The sequence below is a fragment of the Archangium sp. genome (genome assembly GCF_057119385.1).
In genome coordinates this window covers 69481-87152 of the sequence record NZ_DBNGVP010000043.1, presented here as the reverse complement: position 1 = coordinate 87152, position 17672 = coordinate 69481, and the positions used below count along the sequence as shown (strand labels likewise).

The following is a 17672-nucleotide window of genomic DNA, read 5'->3' as shown; positions in this document are numbered from 1 at the left end:
GGAGGTGCTGACGCGTGCTCGCCTCGCGGCTCTCACGCCTGCGGCTCCGGTTGGACGCGCTCCAGGGAGCGCCGTTCCAGGCCGAGGGCTTGCGGGGTTGGTGGCTCGGGCTCACCGCCCCGGCCGAGGTGGACCTGTCCCTGCCCACGCTGACGGCGCTCGACAGGGCGATGGAGCGGGTGGGGGTGCACACGCTCGCGGACGCGCGGCTGCTGCTCGAGCTGGGTGTGCGCAAGGGCAGGGTGGGGGACCTGGCCACGGGCCTGAAGACCCGCTCCCAGGAGGCCCTGGAGGAGTTCGAGCGGACGCTCGACGCGGTGGAGAAGATGCTCCGGGTGGGCCGGACGCCTCCGGGGGCGCGCACGGCGCTGGAGCGGGGCTTCGTCCGGCTCACGCGCGTGCTGCGCGTGGCGGATCTCTTCATGTCCCCCACGCCTCCGTCCCAGGAGGAGGCCCGCTTCGAGATCTTCGCGCGGCCCGGTCCCTCGTGGAACGACCGCGTGGCGCCGAGCACGGCCCGCATGGCCGTGGCCGAGTTCCTCGCGCAGCGGGCGCGCGCCAACGTGGACGATCTCGTCCAGAAGCGGCGCGATCTGGACATGGCGCATGAGATCCTCCTGCGCATCGGCATGGAGCACGATCGCGACCGGGGCGTGGCCCTGCGCAGCGAGGTGTCCCAGGCACGCGATCGGGTCCGTGAGCAGCCGGCGGCGCGCTCCCTGGATGAGCTGGTGCGGGAGGTGAGGCGCACCGCGAGCAGGGAGCCCCAGATGGCGTGGCGCTCGCTCCGGGGCCTCTACGAGCGCGCGCTGGAGGCGAATGACGCCCCACTGGCGGAGGCGGCTCGCGCGGCGCTCGAGCCGCTGATGCCCCGTGGGCAGCCCCTGCGGGCCATGTTGGAGTCCTCCGAGCGCGATGACCTGACGCGCTGGTTCGGCGAGAAGCCCCCCGCGCACGAGGGCCCCAACGGCCTGCGCGAGCCGCCCAAGGCCTCCACCGCGGATGATCTGCTCGCGGACCTGGCCTTCTCGCTGCAGCCCGAGCAGCTCTCCGCCTTCGAGCTGGCGGCGGGCTGTGGCCGCTACTTCGACGTGGAGGACGCGCTCACCGAGGAGATCGTCGAGATGAACACCCGCAAGGTGCGCCCCGTGCCCCGGCGGGTGCCGTACCCCACCCAGAACATGACGTTCGAGCGCACGGGTGGCCTGCACGAGGTGCACGACTTCGTCATCTCGGATCCGCGCATGGTGCTGTACGACCTGGCCGGCCACAGCCAGAGGGTGCGCGCCTACCTGGAGGACGAGCCGCCTCCCCGGCCCAAGAAGATGAAGCGCACCGCCGTGCGCGTGTACGTGTGTGACGCCTCGGGCTCCATGCACGGCGCCCGGGCCCGCTTCCGCGACGCCATCATCATCGCCGAACTCAACAACCTCCGCGTGAAGGCGCGCAAGGGCGAGCCCTTCGATCCGCTCTACTTCTCCTTCTTCAACGACATCCCCACCGAGCTGGCCCGCGTGGACACCGCCCGCGAGGCCACCCGGCAGATCGAGAAGCTCTTCCGCGACTCGCCCGCCGAGGGACAGACGGACATCTCCCTCGCGCTCATGTCCGCCTTCGAGTCCATCCGTTCCGCGCAGGGGAGGGATCCGTACCTCGCCCGCGCCACCGTGGTGCTCATCACCGACGGCGAGGACCGCGTGGACATGGAGCTCATCCGCCGCACCCGCGCGCCCATGGACGCGCTGGACATCTCGCTCAGCTTCATCTCGCTCGGCGAGGAGAACCCGGACCTCAAGTCGCTCGTGATGGAGCAGCGGGCCCGGGGCGGCCGCGCCTTCTACCACCACCTCTCCGACCAGGAGATCCAGTGGGCGCGCACCGAGTTCGACAGCCCCTGGCGCACCCTGCTGCCGCGCGACGTGCCCGTCACCCCGGAGGCCATCGAGGCGCTCGCGCCCCACCTCCAGGCACTGGAGGCGCTCGCCGCCGGCCGCACGCTCCCGGCCGCTCCCGTGGCCACCGAGGCCTCGTTCGACGCGCTCTTCCCGGAACTCGAGCGGCTCTCCGGGCAGAAGGGGGCGGAGAGCCCCGGCCCCGAGGTGCTCGCCCGCGTGGCTGATATTCTCGACGCCATCGTGGAGGCCGCCGCGCTCGCTCCCGCCGAGCGCCGTCCCACCGAGGGCCTCTTCCTCCTGCAGCACCTGCTCGGGGTGTACCAGATTCCTCCGGCCCGCTACCTCGCCGCGCTCGCCACGGGAGGTTCAGAGGTGCACGAGCGCCTCGCACGTGTCCGCCTCCTCTGCCGCCCGTTCGAGTAGGCTGCCGCCAGTCATGCTCTTCGACTGGTTGCGCAAGAAGAAGACGCCCAAGAAGCCCGAGCGGCCCACGGATCCGCTCGCGGCCTTCGATCAGCTGATCGAGGACCTGGAGCGTCAGGGCGCCGAGATCCGCAAGTCCGCCGCCACGCTGCTGGCGCTCCGGGGCGATCTCGCCCGCTCGGAGGCGCGCTACGTCAAGCGGCTGGAGGAGTTCGCGAAGCGGAAGGCCCAGGCCGACGAGCAGGGGGATGGGAAGATCTCCGCGACGCTCGAGCGCGACCGCGTGCAGGCCGAGTCCCTGCTGAGCACCACGCGCGAGTCGCTCGCGCGCGCCGAGTCGGATGGCAAGCTGCTGCTGGAGGCCGCCGCGGATCTCGGCAACCGGGTGGCCGAGCTGCGCATCGAGCGCGAGAGTGCTTCGGCCCGGCTCGCGGTGGGCGGGCTCGTCTCCACGGCCCTGCAGGCGCAGGTGGAGCGTTTCGAGAAGGTGCTCGCGGTGGATGCCGCGCGGGACGAGGTGGAGCGGGCCCATGCGCTCGCGGACATCTACCGCGAGGAGCGTGGCGAGGCCGTGAAGCCGGGTTGATCCCAGGAGGGACGTGATGGGTTGCTGCCACTACCACCCCGTCGGCGAGGGCTGTGACAGCGCCTTCACCGTGGACACCTCACGCATCACCTTCGGCCGTGGCTGCCTGGCCGAGGTGGGCGACCGGGCCCGGGCGCTCGGCATGAAGCGCGTGCTGCTGTTCTCGGACGAGCGGGTGGCCCGGCTGCCGCACTTCGAGAAGGTGCGCCAGTCCCTGCTCGCCGCCGGCCTGGATGTCGCCGTCTATACGGACGTGCACGTCGAGCCCACGGACCGCTCGTTCCTGGAGGCGGCGCGGTTCGCCTCGGAGTCCCGGCCGGATGGCTACATCTCCCTGGGCGGCGGCTCGGTCATCGACACGTGCAAGGCGGCCAACCTCTACGCCACGTATCCGGCCGACTTCCTGGCCTACGTCAACGCGCCCGTGGGGGATGGGCGCCCGGTTCCCGGCCCGCTCAAGCCGCACATCGCCTGTCCCACCACCTCGGGCACGGGCAGCGAGGTCACCGGCATCACCATCTTCGATCTGCTCTCCATGGGGGCGAAGACTGGCATCGCCTCGCCCGCGCTGCGGCCCACCGAGGCGCTCGTCGACCCGGACTGCACCGCGACCCTGCCGAGCGAGGTGGTCGCCGCCAGCGGGCTGGACGTGCTGTCGCATGCGCTCGAGTCCTATACCGCGCGGCCGTACGTGCGCCGTCCCGCGCCGCCCCGGCCGAGCCTGCGGCCCATGAGTCAGGGGGCGAATCCGTGGAGCGATCTCGGCTGCCGCGAGGCGCTGCGCCTGATGGGCCTGTACCTCGAGCGCGGGGTGAAGGATGCGCGGGACCACGAGGCCCGCGAGCAGTTGATGTGGGCCTCCACGCTGGCCGGTATCGCCTTCGGGAACGCCGGGGTGCACGCGCCGCACGGCATGGCCTACGCCGTGGCCGGACTGGTGCGCGACTTCCGGCCCTCGGGCTACCCGGACGGCGAGCCCCTGGTGCCGCATGGCATGGCCGTCATCGTCAATGCCCCGGCCGTGTTCCGCTACACCGCCGAGGTCAGCCCCGAGCGCCACCTGGAGGCCGCTCAGTTCCTGGGCGCGGACGTGCGCGGTGCAGCGCCCGGTGATGCCGGCGAGGTGCTCGCGGGCAAGCTCATCCAGATCATGCGCGCCGTGGGGATTCCCAATGGCCTCGGAGGGGTCGGCTACACCGACGCGGACCTGGCCGCCCTCACGGAAGGGGCCCATCCGCAGCAGCGCCTGCTGCAGAACGCTCCTCGCGAGATGACGAAGCCCGTCCTCTCCGAGCTGTTCCGCCAGGCGCTGCGTTACTGGTAACCGAAGCAGGGACCACTGCCATGTCCGACGTCGAGACCTCCGACCGCTACCGCTACTTCCTGCCCATCACCACCCGCTGGATGGACAACGACGCCTACGGGCACATCAACAACGTCACGTACTACAGCTACTTCGACACCGTCGCGAACCACTTCCTCATCCACGAAGGCGGCCTGGACATCGTCAGCAGCCCCATCATCGGACTCGTCGTGGAGTCCCGGTGCACCTACAAGGCTCCGCTCGCGTATCCCGACCGCCTGCGCGCGGGTCTGCGCGTGGACAAGCTCGGGAATCGCTCCGTGACCTACGGCATCGGCATCTTCAAGGAGGGCGAGGAGCAGGCCGCCGCCCACGGGTACTTCGTGCACGTGTTCGTGGACCGTCAGTCCCGAAAGGCCGTGCCCATGCCCGAGCGCATGCGCGAGGCACTCGCGCGGATCTCCGTGGGCTGAGCGCGGATCCGCGGGGACTCGGTGGGGCACAACCCGAGGGCCGGATACCCTCACCCCGTCCCTCTCCCGGGGGGAGAGGGGATGGCGCGTGGATGGCGCGCGGATGGCGCGTGGATGGCGCGTGGATGGTGCGCGGAGTGGGGCAGGGGGCTACGTGCGCCGTGCCGTCTGGTGCAGCTCCAGCACGATGTTGCCGCCCTTGAAGAGTCTCACCGCTCCCGACGTCTGGCTCACCACCAGCGCGATGCACTTCGTCGTCGACGTGATACTCGCCGCCGCCGCGTGTCTCGCTCCCAGGCCCAGGGGAATCTTCACCATCTCGTCCGACGCCGACAGGTAGCGCCCCGCCGCCAGCACCACCCCGTCCTCCCGGATCACGAACGACCCGTCCAGCACCGAGAAGTTCTTGATCGCCTCGCGGATCTTCGGATCCAACACGTTGCGCTCGGCCTCCGACAGACCCTGGAACGGGTTGATCGTCATCTGCCGGCTCTTCTCCATCACGCTCGTGTGGTCCCCGATCGTGATGATCGTCCCGATGGGATGGCCCTCGAAGCCCTCCTGGCCCACCTGCAACGCCAGCTGGATGAGCGCATCCACCACCTGCGAGTTGAACTCGTCCCCCAGCTTCACGCCCTCGATCGTCAGCCGGTCGTCCAGCGAGCCGCCAATGCGCATCTGCATCAGCGTGTCCGGGGCGCGCCCCAGCTTGCCCGTCATGCACAGCACCAGGTCCCCCTCCTTGAAGGCTCCCTGGGAGAGCGCCGACACGAGCGCTACCTTCACCCGCTCGGTGCGGGAGTAGTCATAGGCCGGAATCACCAGCGCCTTCTGTTTGCTTGCCAACAACTCCTCGGCGATCCGCGGAGACGTCACCGCGTAGACGAGCTTGCGCTTCGCGAGCTGCCGGCGCAGGTCCTCGGGCGCGATGGGCACGTCGCTGATGTAGAGGAAGTGGTCCACGTCCCCCTTCCCAGCGAGCGAGAGTGCGGCTCGCAAGAACTCCCGGTCGAATTTCGAGGCATCGCTCATTGGGTACGACCTCGCCGCCTGTTTTCATGAGGTGGTCCGGGTCTCCTTGACACCAGACCGCACGTGAATAAAGCTTTCCGGCCCTTTTTTACGGGGTGTCGGGCCCATTTCCCCGCCGCACGGGAGCCTAAGGCTGTGAACCAGAAAGATCTCAAGCGTTACAAGAAGATGCTCGAGGACAGCAAGACGAGCCTGCTGGAGAGCGCCAAGAAGACGCTGGTGGAGGAAGCCAGCTTCGATACCGATGATCTCCCCGACGAGATCGACCAGGCCTCTTCCGAGTATGCCCAGTCGATGGCTTTCCGCCTGCGCGACCGCGAGAAGTTCCTGATGCAGAAGATCGATCGGGCCCTGACTCGCATCGAGGAGGGCACCTTCGGCATCTGCGAGCGGTGCGAGGAGGAGATCTCCCCCAAGCGGCTGGAGGCGCGGCCCGTCACCACGCTCTGCATCCGCTGCAAGGAGGAGCAGGAGAAGAAGGAGAAGTCCTACGGCTGAGGCCGTGGCAGGGCAGGGGCGCTCCCCCACGCACGGGCCCGCGTGAAAGCGCTCCTGCCGCTCGTCAGGCCGCCAGTTGGATCTCCACCCGGAGCAGCTGGCGGCCGATGAGGAAGTGGTCCCCGTTGTCCACGAACACCGGACCCGTCAGCCGGATGAACGTGCCGTTGGACGAACCCACGTCCCGCACTCGCAGGCGGTCCTGCTTCACACTCAGCAGCGCGTGACGCCCCGAGACGAAGCCGTCCGTGGGAAAGGTGATCTCCCCCTGCTCGCGCCCCAGCTGGTTGTCGCCTTCCTTGAGCGGGAAGGCCGCCCCGCGCAGCCCCCCCTCCAGGATCTGCACCAGCCGCAGCCGGTAGCCTGGATCCGCCGAGCCCCAGATGTGCGCGCCGCCCGGGCCCACCGCCGCGGCCGGAATGGGCTCGAGCACCAGCCGCTGCCGCCCCAGGCGCAGCTCTCCGCCCACCGGTAGCTCGCGCTCCTGGCGCAGGCGCACGAACACGCCGTTGGCGCCTCCCACGTCCTCCACCGCCAGCCGCCCTCCCGAGAAGAAGAAGCGCGCCTGCTCGGGCATGATGAAGGGATCATCCGTCAGCGCCAGGTCCCCCTGGGGGCCGCAGGTGAGGGTGTCCCCCGTCATCCGCACCACCGACTCGGGGCCGCCGTCCGCCCGCACCACCCGGAGGGCCACCTGGGGCCTGGCCGCCAGCTTCGGCGCGGCCATCACCATGGTGCCGGAGCGCATGGGCGAGCCACAGGCATGGCAGGTGGAGGCGTTATCGGGGTTCTCGGCGTCGCAACGGGGGCAGAAGGAGGCCATGGCGGGCTGAGGTACATATCAAGCCCCGCCGGGGGTTGCTCGGGCGTTGAACATCGCCCGTCCACCTTGCGGGCGACCCGACGCTCGTGGGAAGTTCGGGGCCCCCACACCCGATTCCTCCGCATTCCGGGAAGCCCCACTTGCATTGCCCCAGCTGCGGCGCCGACGCCGGTGACGTCTCCAAGTATTGCCCCTCCTGCGACGCCCCCCTCTCCAGTGGGGAGCCGGACGAGTACACCGGCCGTACCATCGCCCAGAAGTACCAGGTGGAAGCCCTCATCGGTGAGGGCGGCATGGGCAAGGTGTACCGCGCCCGCCAGGTGGCCCTGGACAAGCTCGTGGTGCTCAAGGTGCTGCGCCACACGCTCCTGGGTGATGACCGCACCGTCGCCCGCTTCAAGCGCGAGGCCAAGGCCGCCAGCCGCCTCAACCACGCCAACTCCATCAGCATCCTCGACTTCGGCATCGCCGAGGACGGCGCGCTCTTCATCGCGATGGAGTTCGTCCCGGGGCAGGACCTGCACACCGTGCTCAGCAAGGACGGTCCGCTCCCCGAGCAGCGCATCGTCCGCATCGTCAGCCAGGTGCTCTCCGCCCTCTACGACGCGCACAACGCCGGCGTCATCCACCGGGACTTGAAGCCCGAGAACATCATGGTGGAGCAGCGCCGCAACGAGCCGGACTTCGTGAAGGTGCTCGACTTCGGCATCGCGAAGATCCAGGACGCCGAAGGGGAGGGGCCCGCCCTCACGCGCACCGGCTTCGTCTGCGGCACCCCCGAGTACATGTCCCCCGAGCAGGCCCGCGGCGCCACGTTGGATCACCGCTCGGACCTGTACGCCGTGGGCGTCATCCTCTACCAGCTCCTCACCGGCCGGCTCCCCTTCGAGTCCGACTCGGCCGTGGGCTACGCCACCAAGCACCTCACCGAGGAGCCCCTCCCGCCGTCGCGCAAGCGCTCGGACATCCGCGTGTCGCCGGCCATGGAGCGGCTCATCATGCGGGCCCTCTCCAAGAGCCCGGATGACCGGCCGCAGGACGCCGAGGCCTTCAAGGCCGAGCTGCTCGCCGTGGAGAAGGAGCGCGAGCGCCGCGCCACTGCCGCGCCGCCCGTCCGCCGCGGGGGTCCCGCCCAGGGCGTGCTCGCGCCGCTGCCGCGCAGGGCCACGCCGCCTCCCTCGGGTGTGAGCACGGATGTCACCGCTCCGGGTTGGGGCGGCGAGTCCGATGCCACCGTGCGCGCCATGCCCGAGCGCATGCAGCCCATGTCCGAGCGCATGCCGCCCGGTGCCGCCCTGGCCCGGGCCTCGGCGGAGCGTACGCAGCTCGCCCCTCCGAGCCGGCCCGCTCCAGAGCGCGAGCGGCCCCACCCCGCGCCCCTCGCCTCCGTGCGTTCCGCGACCGATCGCTTCCCCCCGGAGCGCTCTCCGCTCGAGCGCGCCACCACCGAGCGTTCGCTCGTGGAGCGCTCGCAGACGCCTGACACGGCGATCATGCACGACAAGACGGAGGCCATCGTCGCCACCATCCCCGACGCGGGTGGCAACTTCGGCTTCCTCAAGGCCTTCGTGCTCACCCTGGCGCTGGTGACGCTCGGCCTGGTGGGCTGGTGGCTGTACACGAACTGGCGCAACCAGGCCCAGGAGCAGCCCTTCGTTCCGCCGAAGAACGCCCCCATCCCGGGCCAGGAGTCCGGAGCCCTGGTGCCCGCCCCGGGCGCGCCGCTCCACGAGCAGGACATCCCGAGCGACAAGCGCAACCCCCGGGAGGCTCAGCGGCGGCAGCAGGCCGGGTACGCCGCCTTCAAGAATGGCGACCTCGAAGCCGCCGCCACCGAGTACTCGGCCGCCTTCGCCGCCGCTCCGTCGCCGGAGCTGTCGTTGATTCTGGGCGAGGTGTACTGGGCGCTCGACAAGCACGACGAGGCGCGCGCCTGGTGGAAGCGCCACCTGCGGGACCTGCCGGCCTCCCAGGCTCGTGCCACCCTGCTGAGCAAGGAGCCGCAGCTGGCTTCGGCCGCCGGGAGCCGCTAGCGGAACACGGGGGTGAAGACCCTCACCCCCGCCCTCTCCCAGAGGGAGCGGGAGCGCCACCGGTCCTCAGCCCATCAGCTCGACCTGGACGATGTGCTGGCCCAGGCGCACCCGATCCCCGGGACGCAGCGGCCGCTCCATCGAGGGCGCAATCCGCACATAGGTGCCGAGGCCTCCGGAGAGGTCTCGCAGCTGGGCCCCCGCGGGCGTGAAGCTCAGCTCGCAGTGCCGGCCCGCAAGACCCTCCTCCTGCGGATAGCTGAAGTCGCAGTTGGCCTGCCCGATGGTCAGCAGCGGCGCGGACGTCACCACCGTACGGCCGCTGCGCCCACCCACCAGGACCTCCTCGACGCCATAGACACCCTGCCCGGGAGGGACGGGGGCACCGTAGACGGTAGGGCGCCCGGCGAGGGGCGGTGGGGCCTCGAGCTTGCCGAGGAAGCGGAAGAGGCGCTGGCCCGCACTGAAGAAGGACATGGGCGGGATCGTCTCGGCACCGGGGATGGTGACATAGACGCCCGAGGCGCTGGACTCATCGCGCACATGCAGCACGTTGTCCTTGATGAGGAAGGTGGCGTGCTGGGCGGAGACGAAGACGTCGTCCGCGAAGAGGATGGCCCCGCGGGTCCGGCCCACGGTGCAGCCGGTGACGGGCAGCTTGAAGCGCTGGCCCCGGGTGGAACCGGCGACCACGGCCAGCCCGAAGCGCGAGGCGGCGGGAACGGGACGGGCTCCCGAGGCGGGCACGGCCGGCTTGGGCGCGGCCACGGGAGGTGCCGAGGGCGGCGCGGCCGGGCGCGTCAAGGGCAGGGGCGCCGCCGGGGAGCGGGGCGCGGCCACTCCAGGCGCGGCGCGGGAGGCCAGCGGAATCCCCCCGGCCGAGGCCACGGGGGGCGGGGTCCGGGAGGCGGCCGGCCGCAGACCGGGCGGGGACTCGGGCGGACGGCCGAGCCCTGGGGGCACGCGGGGGGTACTGGCGCCGGGCTTGCCCGGAGAGGAGGCGGGCGGGGTCCTCGAAGGTGGCGGCTTCGCCGTGGCCGGCGCCTCGCTCAGCGAGGTGCCGCAGCTCGCGCAGACCTCGGCGCGAGGGGGGTTGTAGCCGTCACAGTTCGGGCAGACCACGGCTAGGGCGGACAGCAGGAGCTGTGACATGGGCAGATCGACTCTAGGAGTGGCTGTAACGCCGGGTCAACGAAAGCGAGTCCCGCGCGAATCCCGAGGTTGTGACGTTGCCCCCCCTGGGGGCGGCAGTTAGCATTGCTGACGATTCGATGATTCGCCTCAACGACATCCTCCAGCGGGTTGCCTCCTATCATCCGGACCCCGATCTGGACATCATCAAGAAGGCGTACGTCTACTCGGCCAAGGTTCATCAGGGCCAACTACGCAAGTCGGGAGAGCCTTATCTCATCCACCCGCTCGAGGTCGCTGGCCTCCTGGCGGAGCTGAAGCTGGATGAGGCCTCCATTGTCACGGGCCTGCTCCACGACACCATCGAGGACACGCTCGCCACGTCCGAGGAGCTCACCGAGCTCTTCGGCCCAGAGGTCGCCCAGCTGGTGGACGGGGTGACCAAGCTGTCCAAGTTCTCGGCCTCGGCCACGCTCTCCCAGGAGGAGAAGCAGGCGGAGAACTTCCGCAAGATGATCATCGCGATGGCGCAGGACATCCGCGTCATCCTCGTGAAGCTGGCGGACCGCACCCACAACATGCGGACGCTGGATCACATGGCCGAGGAGAAGCAGCGCCGCATCGCCCAGGAGACCCTGGACATCTACGCGCCGCTGGCCAACCGCCTGGGCATCAGCTGGATCAAGACCGAGCTGGAGGACTTGTCCTTCCGCTACGTCAAACCCCAGGACTTCCTCGCGCTGCAGGACAAGCTCAACAAGCGCAAGAAGGAGCGGGAGAAGTACATCGAGGACGTGAGCGACCTCATCCGCAGCAAGCTGGAGGAGCGCGGCCTGAAGGGCGACGTGAGCGGCCGCTTCAAGCACGTCTACAGCATCTACAAGAAGATGAAGTCGCAGGGGATCGAGTTCGAGCAGATCCACGACATCATCGCCTTCCGCATCCTCATGCCCGCGGTGCCCAGCTGCTACGAGGCGCTGGGCCTGGTGCACCAGCTGTGGAAGCCGGTGCCGGGCCGCTTCAAGGACTTCATCGCCATCCCCAAGCCCAACATGTACCAGTCGTTGCACACGACGGTGGTGGGGCCGCTGGGCGAGCGCATCGAGGTGCAGATCCGCACCCCGGAGATGCACAAGGTGGCCGAGGAGGGCATCGCGGCGCACTGGGCGTACAAGGAGGGCAAGGCCCTCACCGTCAGCAAGGACGACGAGAAGTTCGCCTGGCTGCGCCAGCTCATGGAGTGGCAGCAGGACCTCAAGGATCCCAAGGAGTTCCTCGAGACGGTGAAGGTGGACCTCTTCACCGACGAGGTCTTCGTCTTCACCCCGAAGGGGGACGTGAAGAGCCTGCCGCGCGGGGCCACGCCGGTGGACTTCGCCTACGCCATCCACTCGGACGTGGGTGGCCGGTGCGTGGGCGCCAAGGTGAACGGGAAGATCGTCCCGCTGCGCTACAAGCTGAAGAACGGGGACACGGTGGAGGTGCTCACCAGCCCCCAGGCGCACCCGTCCAAGGACTGGCTCACCTTCGTCAAGACGAGCCGGGCCCAGCAGCGCATCCGTGCCTTCATCAAGCAGCAGCAGCGCGAGAAGAGCCTGCAGCTGGGGCGCGAGCTGCTGGAGCGGGAGCTCAAGCGCTACCAGCTCAACTTCAACAAGCTGCTGAAGACCGGCGCGTTGAAGAAGACGTGCGAGGAGCTCGGCTTCCGGGTGGAGGACGATCTGCTGGTGGCCCTGGGCTACGGCAAGGTGGTGCCCAACCAGGTGATTGTCCGCGTGGTGCCGCCGGAGAAGCTGGCGGCCAGCACCGGTGATGGCAAGCCCGGCTCGGCGGAGGCCCAGGGCTCGAGCAGCGGCGGCACGAGCAGCTCCAGCATGCTGCCGGGGCTGTCGAGGGTCACCGACTTCGCCAAGAAGCTGGTGGGGAAGCAGAGCAGCAGCGGGGTGCAGATTGGCGGCGTGGACGACGTGCTGGTGCGCTTCGGCCGGTGCTGCAACCCGGTGCCGGGAGACCCCATCGCGGGCTTCATCACCCGGGGCCGGGGCGTGACGGTGCACACGGTGGGCTGCGACAAGGCGCTGGCCACGGATCCCGAGCGTCGCGTGGACGTGTCGTGGGACGTGCGGGGCGACTTCAAGCGGCCCGTCACCCTGCGCGTGCTGACGGCGGACCGGACGGGCCTGCTGGCGGACATCTCCAACACCTTCTCGAAGAAGGGCGTGAACATCTCCCAGGCCAACTGCCGGGCCACGGGGGATGACCGGGCGGTGAACACCTTCGAGGTCACCATCTCCGACCTCAAGCAGCTCACCGACCTGATGCGCACCATCGAGCGTCTGCCGGGCGTTTACTCCGTCGAGCGCATCTGAGAATCGGAGGACGGGCGCTGTCACTCCTCTCCCTCTCCCCCCGGGAGAGGGCCGGGGTGAGGGTGCCCGTCACCGTTCTCCACTCCGCGCCCCAGTCGTCCGAGGGGTTGGCCGCCCGCCGTGCAGATGCTAGAGCCGCCGCGGACGCGCGGCCGCTCCCGGCCGCCTCGTCTCCGAGGTGAACTCATGGCTCGCAAGATTGTGCACTCCGACGACGCGCCCAAGGCGATTGGCCCCTATTCGCAGGCGGTGCAGGTGGACTCCGGGAAGATGACCTTCCTGTCCGGGCAGATCCCCCTGAACCCCAAGACGATGCAGATGGTGGAGGGGGACGTCGTCGACCAGTCCGAGCAGGTGATGAAGAACCTGGAGGCGGTGCTGAAGGCCGCGGGCCTGGACTTCTCGCACGTGGTGCGCTGCACCATCTTCCTCACGGACCTGGGTGACTTCGCCAAGGTGAACGAGGTCTACGGCCGCTACTTCACCGGGGCGCCCCCGGCCCGCGCCACCGTGCAGGTGGCCGCGCTGCCCCGCGGCTCCAAGGTGGAGATCGACGCCATCGCCGTGTCCTGAGGGAGCGCCCCGCCCCGCAAAGAGAAAGGCCGCCGGACCCGATTGGTCCGACGGCCTTTTTCATTCACGGGACGCGGGGATTACTTCTGGTCCGCCGCGACGGTGCCCTTCTTCTTCGACAGCTCCTCGTCGATGACGCGCTTGAAGGCCTCGAAGGGCTGCGCGCCGACGACCGAGCGGCCGTTGATGAAGAAGGTGGGGGTGCCGTTGACGCCCACGCGGGTGGCCTCGTTCATGTCCGCGGTGACCTGGGCGTCGAACTTGCCCGAGTCCAGCGCGGCCTTGAACTGGTTCATGTTCAGGCCCAGCTCCTGCGCGTACTTCTCGAGCGAGGCGCGATCCAGGGCGCGCTGATTCTGGAACAGCTTGTCGTGGTACTCCCAGAACTTGCCCTGCTCGTTGGCGGCCAGCGCGGCGGCGGCGGCCGGCTTGGCGTTGGCGTGGAAGGGCAGCGGCTGGTTCTTGAAGGCCACGCGGACCTTGCCCTTGTACTCGTCCTCGATCTGCTTGAGCGTGGGCAGCACGCGGCCGCAGAAGGGGCACTCGAAGTCGGAGAAGGCCACAATGGTGATCGGGGCGTTCTTGGCGCCACGCGACGGGGCGTTGCCGACCTCGATGTTCTGCACGGGCGGCTCGGCCGGGGCCTGCGCCTGGGGAGCGGAGCCGTTGGACTTCACGCCCTCCTCGATCAGCTTGGCGTACAGGTCCGCGGACCTGGTGCCAGCGGCCAGCAGCTTGTCGGCGCGGGCCTTCTCGTCCTCGATGATGCGCTTGAAGCTCTCGAAGGGCTGGGCGCCCACGAACTCACGGCCGTTGACGAAGAACGTCGGGGTGCCATTGGCGCCCACCGCGGCGCCGGCGGCGGCGTCCGCCTCCACCTTCGCGCGGAACTTGCCGGTGTCGAGCGCGCTCTTGAACTGGGCCATGTTCAGCCCCAGCTCCTGGGCGTACTTCTCGAGGTTGGCGCGATCCAGGGCCTTCTGATTGGAGAACAGCTTGTCGTGGTACTCCCAGAACTTGCCCTGCTCATGGGCGGCCATGGAGGCCTCGGCGGCGCCCTTGGCGTTCGGGTGGAAGGACAGCGGCTGGTGGCGGAACACCACGCGCACGTCCTTGGGGTACGTCTCCTTGATCTGCTTGAGCGTCGGGCCGACGCGGCTGCAGAAGGGGCACTCGAAGTCGGACCACTCGACGATGGTGACCTTGGCGTCCTTGGGGCCGAAGGAGGGGGCGTCGGCGGGGAACTCCACCTTGCGGTAGGCCTGGGCCGGAGCCTGCTGCTCCTGCGGGGCCTTGCTGGGCGCGGACTCCACACCCTTGGCGATGATGGCGGCGTACACCTGGCTGGCGGGGGTGCCCGAGCGCGTCAGGGCCTCGGCCTTGCCGAGTTCCTCGTCGATCAGCGCCTTGAAGTTGTCGATGGGCTGGGCGCCGGAGAGGAAGCGGCCGTTGATGAAGAAGGCCGGGGTGCCGTTGGCGCCGAGCTTGCCGGCGAGGGCCTGGTCCCGGTCGATGATGGCGGTGAACTCCGGCTTGGCCATGTCCGCCTTCCAGCGGGCGATGTTCAGGCCGAGCTCCTCGGCGTACTTCTCGAGGTTCACGTCCTCGAGCGCCTTCGCGTTGGCGAAGAGCTTCTCGTGGTACTCCCAGTACTTGCCCTGCTCACCGGCGGCCATGGCGGCCAGCGCGGCGGGCTTGGCGCGCGGGTGGAAGGAGAGGGGGTTCTGCTTCATGACCACGCGCAGCTTGCTGCCGTAGTCCTTCTGGAGCTGCTTCACCGTCGCGTCGGCGCGGGAGCAGAAGGGGCACTGGTAGTCGGAGAACTCGACGAGCGTGACGAGCGCGTCCGCGCTGCCCTTGGTGGGCGAGCCGTCGATGGGCACCTTGAAGACGGTGGGGTCCACCTGCCGGGCATTGTTCGGGCGAGGCGCGTTGGCGGCAGCGGCCGCCGTGGGCTTGTTGGCAGCGGGGGAAGACGTGGTGCCGCCATTGATGGCGCGGCCGCCAGCGAATCCCAGCACCAGGCCCACCAGCAGGGCCACGATCACATTGGGTTTCATGAGTCTGTTCTGCTCCTAAGTACGTCGTCAGGTCCGACTACGATCCCGGGCTTTATCAAGTCAGCAGGGCGCGGGTAGATAACAGAGCCCGTTCCGAGCACGCAAGGCGGGCAGGCGTGCGCGGACTGGGTGAAGACGCCACCCAGGGCCCCGGAAACACAAGGGTTTTCGGCGAAAATTCCTCCAGCCACTCCCACGCTCCAGGCCTACACTGGGCCCATGCAGCCAGACGTGCGCGTGGACGCCTCGGGGACCTTCTGCCCCGTTCCCATCCTGGAGATCGCCAAGGCCGTTCGCCGGCTCGCCCCGGGGACGCTGGTGGAGTTGGTGGCGACCGACCCCGGGGTGCAGTCCGATCTGCCCGCGTGGTGCGAGGCCACCGGCCACGCCCTGCTCGGCCTGGAGAGGCGCGGGGCGGCCTGGGTGGCCTGGGTCCGCAAGGCGGACGGAGGGGCGTGAGAGCGAGCGGGGCACCATCGGTACGCTGGTGACATGAACCGCCCCGGAGTTTCACCCCGGATTTTCCGGGGGATTTTTTCCGCCCCACGGGGGCCTGCCCGCTACGTGAGCTGCAGCACCCGCTCCTCCAGCCGGCGGCCCCTCGAGACGCCCAGGATGAGCACCCCGGTCTGCAGCAGGTGGCCCACCACGCGGCTGATGACCTCCTCGGGCTTGTGGCCCTGGCCGTCGAAGCGGACGTGCAGCAGCGTCTCGCCCTCCATGCGCGCAGAGGTGACGCCGGGCAGGGCCTCGAGCTCCGGGACGATGACGGTGCCGCGGGCCACCTGGACGCGGAACTCGGCGGACTGGCCGGTGAGCTCGGCCATGGTGCCGGCCTGCGCCAGCCTGCCCTTGTCGAGGATGGCCGCCGCGTCGCACAGCTGCTCCAGCTCCTGGAGGTTGTGGCTGGAGACCACCACCGTGGTGTGCTGGTCCTTCAGGTCGCGGATGACCTGACGCACCTGGTTGGCGATGCGCGGATCCAACCCGGCGGTGGGCTCGTCGAGCAGCACCAGCGGCGGACGGCCCATCAGCGCCTGTGCCAGGGCCGTGCGCTTGGCCATGCCATGCGACAGCGCGTGCGTCTCCACGCCCCACGCCTCGATGAGGCCCACCCGCTCGAGGCACGTGCGCGCCTCCTGCTCGGGGTTGGCCACGCCGCTCAACTGGGCCCAGTACGTGAGCAGGGGCCCCACCTTCCAGCCTCCGGGCAGGATGGCGTCCTGGGGCAGCACGCCGATCTTCCCCTTGAGGGCACCGTCCTCGCGGGGGTCCACCCCCATCACCCGCAGCGTGCCGCTGCTGGGGCGCAGGTAGCCGCACATCATGGAGAAGGTGGTCGTCTTCCCCGCGCCGTTGGGGCCGATCAGCCCGTACACCTCGCCCCGGTTGACGGACAGGCTCACCCCGTCCACCGCCACCTTGGCTCCGAAACGCCGGGTGACCTCGACGATCTCGATGGCGCGCTCGCTCACAGGTCCCTCTCCCGCAGGATGACGATGGCGCCGCCGAGGAACAGCAGCGTGAAGAAGACATAGGCCAGGCCGCTCACCGCGAACTCGGCGAGCCCCGGGTGCAGCAGGCCATTGGCGTAGTGCGACGGCGACAGGTAGCGCACGTACGCCACCGGGCTGTCCTTCTCGGCGAAGCCGCCGATCAGGTTCACCAGCCAGAAGCCGAAGAGCACGAAGATGTTGACCACGAGGCTCAGCGCCGGCGCGCGGAACAGGCTGGAGCACAGCGTGGTGAGCGCCAGGTACGAGAGCGAGAACACCATCGCCGCCAGCCAGAACTTCAGCAGGTTGAACGTGAAGGACCCGAAGGTGAAGTCCGGCGTGGTGAGCCAGGCGTAGACGAAGATGCCCGCGTCGATGATGAGCACCAGCCCCAACAGCACCGTGGCCTGCGACAGGAACCTGCCCAGCAGCAGCGACAGGCGCCGGGCTCGCACGGTGAGGTAGCGGATGGAGCGCGGGCCCACCTCGCCGCTCACCTGATCGAAGCCCATGATCGCCACGTAGAGCGGCAGGAAGAAGAGGGTGGCCTTGAAGACCACCACCACCACCAGCGGCACCTGCGACAGGGCCTCCATCACGGCCTGGTCGCCTCCCACCAGGAACCCGAGGAAGCCCTTGCGGAACTCCGCGGTCACCTGGTCGGCCGCCGCGGCGTTCGCACCGGCCTGGGCGATCTGCATGTCCAGTTGCTCACGCAGCGCCCGGGTGATGCCGCCCACCACCAGCAGCACCAGCATGGAGAACAGGCTGTAGAGCGCCAGCAGCGCCAGCACACGGGCGCTGCGGAGCGTGCGGCGGCACTCGGCGCTCCAGATCACTGCAGTCTCATTCAAGACGTTCAAGGCGGGTGAACCCTACCGGGCCCAGAAAGGGCTCGCCAGGATTCTCGCTCTCCAGGGGAACATCCGCGGCGGAATGGACGTCTCCGCAAGGGCGGGTACCATGCCCACCCCCCC

General features: G+C 69.5%; 15 protein-coding genes. 9 read left to right on the top strand and 6 right to left on the bottom strand.

What is annotated here, in order from left to right; all coding sequences use genetic code 11:
- The first annotated feature begins 14 nt into the window (after positions 1 to 14).
- Genes AC16DP_RS10180 through AC16DP_RS10165 form a run of 4 tightly spaced genes read left to right on the top strand, consistent with a single transcriptional unit; the run spans position 15 to position 4680 of the window.
- Positions 15 to 2318 carry a vWA domain-containing protein gene (locus AC16DP_RS10180; protein WP_329731071.1) on the top strand — a complete coding sequence of 768 codons (2304 nt, stop codon included), beginning with the start codon at positions 15 to 17 and terminating at the stop codon, positions 2316 to 2318.
- A gap of 13 nt (positions 2319 to 2331) precedes the next feature.
- The gene (locus tag AC16DP_RS10175; protein WP_329731070.1) at positions 2332 to 2904 is read left to right on the top strand and encodes a PspA/IM30 family protein; all 573 of its coding nucleotides are present in this window, start codon (positions 2332 to 2334) and stop codon (positions 2902 to 2904) included.
- A 16-nt stretch (positions 2905 to 2920) separates the two neighbouring features.
- Complete coding sequence (locus AC16DP_RS10170; RefSeq protein ID WP_329731069.1) at positions 2921 to 4228, top strand: hydroxyacid-oxoacid transhydrogenase; 1308 nt, start codon at positions 2921 to 2923, stop codon at positions 4226 to 4228.
- Between the two features lie 20 nt (positions 4229 to 4248).
- Entirely contained in the window at positions 4249 to 4680 is a 432-nt protein-coding gene (locus tag AC16DP_RS10165) for an acyl-CoA thioesterase (RefSeq protein ID WP_329731068.1), read from the top strand.
- Between the two features lie 150 nt (positions 4681 to 4830).
- Here AC16DP_RS10165 and AC16DP_RS10160 read toward each other — a convergent pair whose 3' ends face one another.
- Positions 4831 to 5712 carry a DNA integrity scanning protein DisA nucleotide-binding domain protein gene (locus AC16DP_RS10160; protein WP_329731067.1) on the bottom strand — a complete coding sequence of 294 codons (882 nt, stop codon included), beginning with the start codon at positions 5710 to 5712 and terminating at the stop codon, positions 4831 to 4833.
- Positions 5713 to 5847: 135 nt separating this feature from the next.
- Here AC16DP_RS10160 and AC16DP_RS10155 point away from each other — a divergent pair, with 135 nt between their 5' ends.
- Positions 5848 to 6210 (top strand): TraR/DksA family transcriptional regulator, encoded by a 363-nt coding sequence (locus tag AC16DP_RS10155; RefSeq protein WP_047858457.1) that lies wholly within the window; start codon positions 5848 to 5850, stop codon positions 6208 to 6210.
- Positions 6211 to 6274: 64 nt separating this feature from the next.
- Here AC16DP_RS10155 and AC16DP_RS10150 read toward each other — a convergent pair whose 3' ends face one another.
- Entirely contained in the window at positions 6275 to 7033 is a 759-nt protein-coding gene (locus tag AC16DP_RS10150) for an FHA domain-containing protein (protein WP_329731066.1), read from the bottom strand.
- Positions 7034 to 7326: 293 nt separating this feature from the next.
- Here AC16DP_RS10150 and AC16DP_RS10145 point away from each other — a divergent pair, with 293 nt between their 5' ends.
- The gene (locus AC16DP_RS10145) at positions 7327 to 9066 is read left to right on the top strand and encodes a protein kinase domain-containing protein (protein WP_483956691.1); all 1740 of its coding nucleotides are present in this window, start codon (positions 7327 to 7329) and stop codon (positions 9064 to 9066) included.
- 66 nt (positions 9067 to 9132) lie between these two features.
- On the opposite strand, the gene AC16DP_RS10140 is transcribed toward AC16DP_RS10145, so the two are convergent.
- Complete coding sequence (locus AC16DP_RS10140; protein ID WP_329731065.1) at positions 9133 to 10218, bottom strand: FHA domain-containing protein; 1086 nt, start codon at positions 10216 to 10218, stop codon at positions 9133 to 9135.
- A gap of 119 nt (positions 10219 to 10337) precedes the next feature.
- On the opposite strand from AC16DP_RS10140, the gene AC16DP_RS10135 reads away from it, so the two are divergent.
- Together AC16DP_RS10135 and AC16DP_RS10130 are read left to right on the top strand one after the other, a co-directional pair.
- A complete protein-coding gene (locus tag AC16DP_RS10135; RefSeq protein ID WP_329731064.1) occupies positions 10338 to 12566 on the top strand; it encodes a RelA/SpoT family protein in 2229 nt (742 codons plus the stop codon).
- Positions 12567 to 12752: 186 nt separating this feature from the next.
- Complete coding sequence (locus tag AC16DP_RS10130) at positions 12753 to 13139, top strand: RidA family protein (protein WP_329731063.1); 387 nt, start codon at positions 12753 to 12755, stop codon at positions 13137 to 13139.
- Positions 13140 to 13219: 80 nt separating this feature from the next.
- Here the strand turns inward: AC16DP_RS10130 and AC16DP_RS10125 are convergent, their stop codons facing one another.
- Entirely contained in the window at positions 13220 to 15199 is a 1980-nt protein-coding gene (locus AC16DP_RS10125) for a DsbA family protein (RefSeq protein WP_329731062.1), read from the bottom strand.
- A gap of 219 nt (positions 15200 to 15418) precedes the next feature.
- Between AC16DP_RS10125 and AC16DP_RS10120 the strand changes: the two genes are divergently transcribed.
- Positions 15419 to 15658, top strand: a complete 240-nt coding sequence (locus AC16DP_RS10120) for a sulfurtransferase TusA family protein (RefSeq protein ID WP_329731061.1) — start codon at positions 15419 to 15421, stop codon at positions 15656 to 15658.
- Positions 15659 to 15759: 101 nt separating this feature from the next.
- Here the strand turns inward: AC16DP_RS10120 and AC16DP_RS10115 are convergent, their stop codons facing one another.
- Together AC16DP_RS10115 and AC16DP_RS10110 are read right to left on the bottom strand one after the other, a co-directional pair.
- Positions 15760 to 16674, bottom strand: a complete 915-nt coding sequence (locus tag AC16DP_RS10115) for an ABC transporter ATP-binding protein (protein WP_329731060.1) — start codon at positions 16672 to 16674, stop codon at positions 15760 to 15762.
- Positions 16671 to 17534 (bottom strand): ABC transporter permease, encoded by an 864-nt coding sequence (locus AC16DP_RS10110; RefSeq protein WP_329731059.1) that lies wholly within the window; start codon positions 17532 to 17534, stop codon positions 16671 to 16673. Before AC16DP_RS10110 ends, AC16DP_RS10115 begins: the two co-directional genes overlap by 4 nt.
- Between the last annotated feature and the right edge of the window lie 138 nt (positions 17535 to 17672).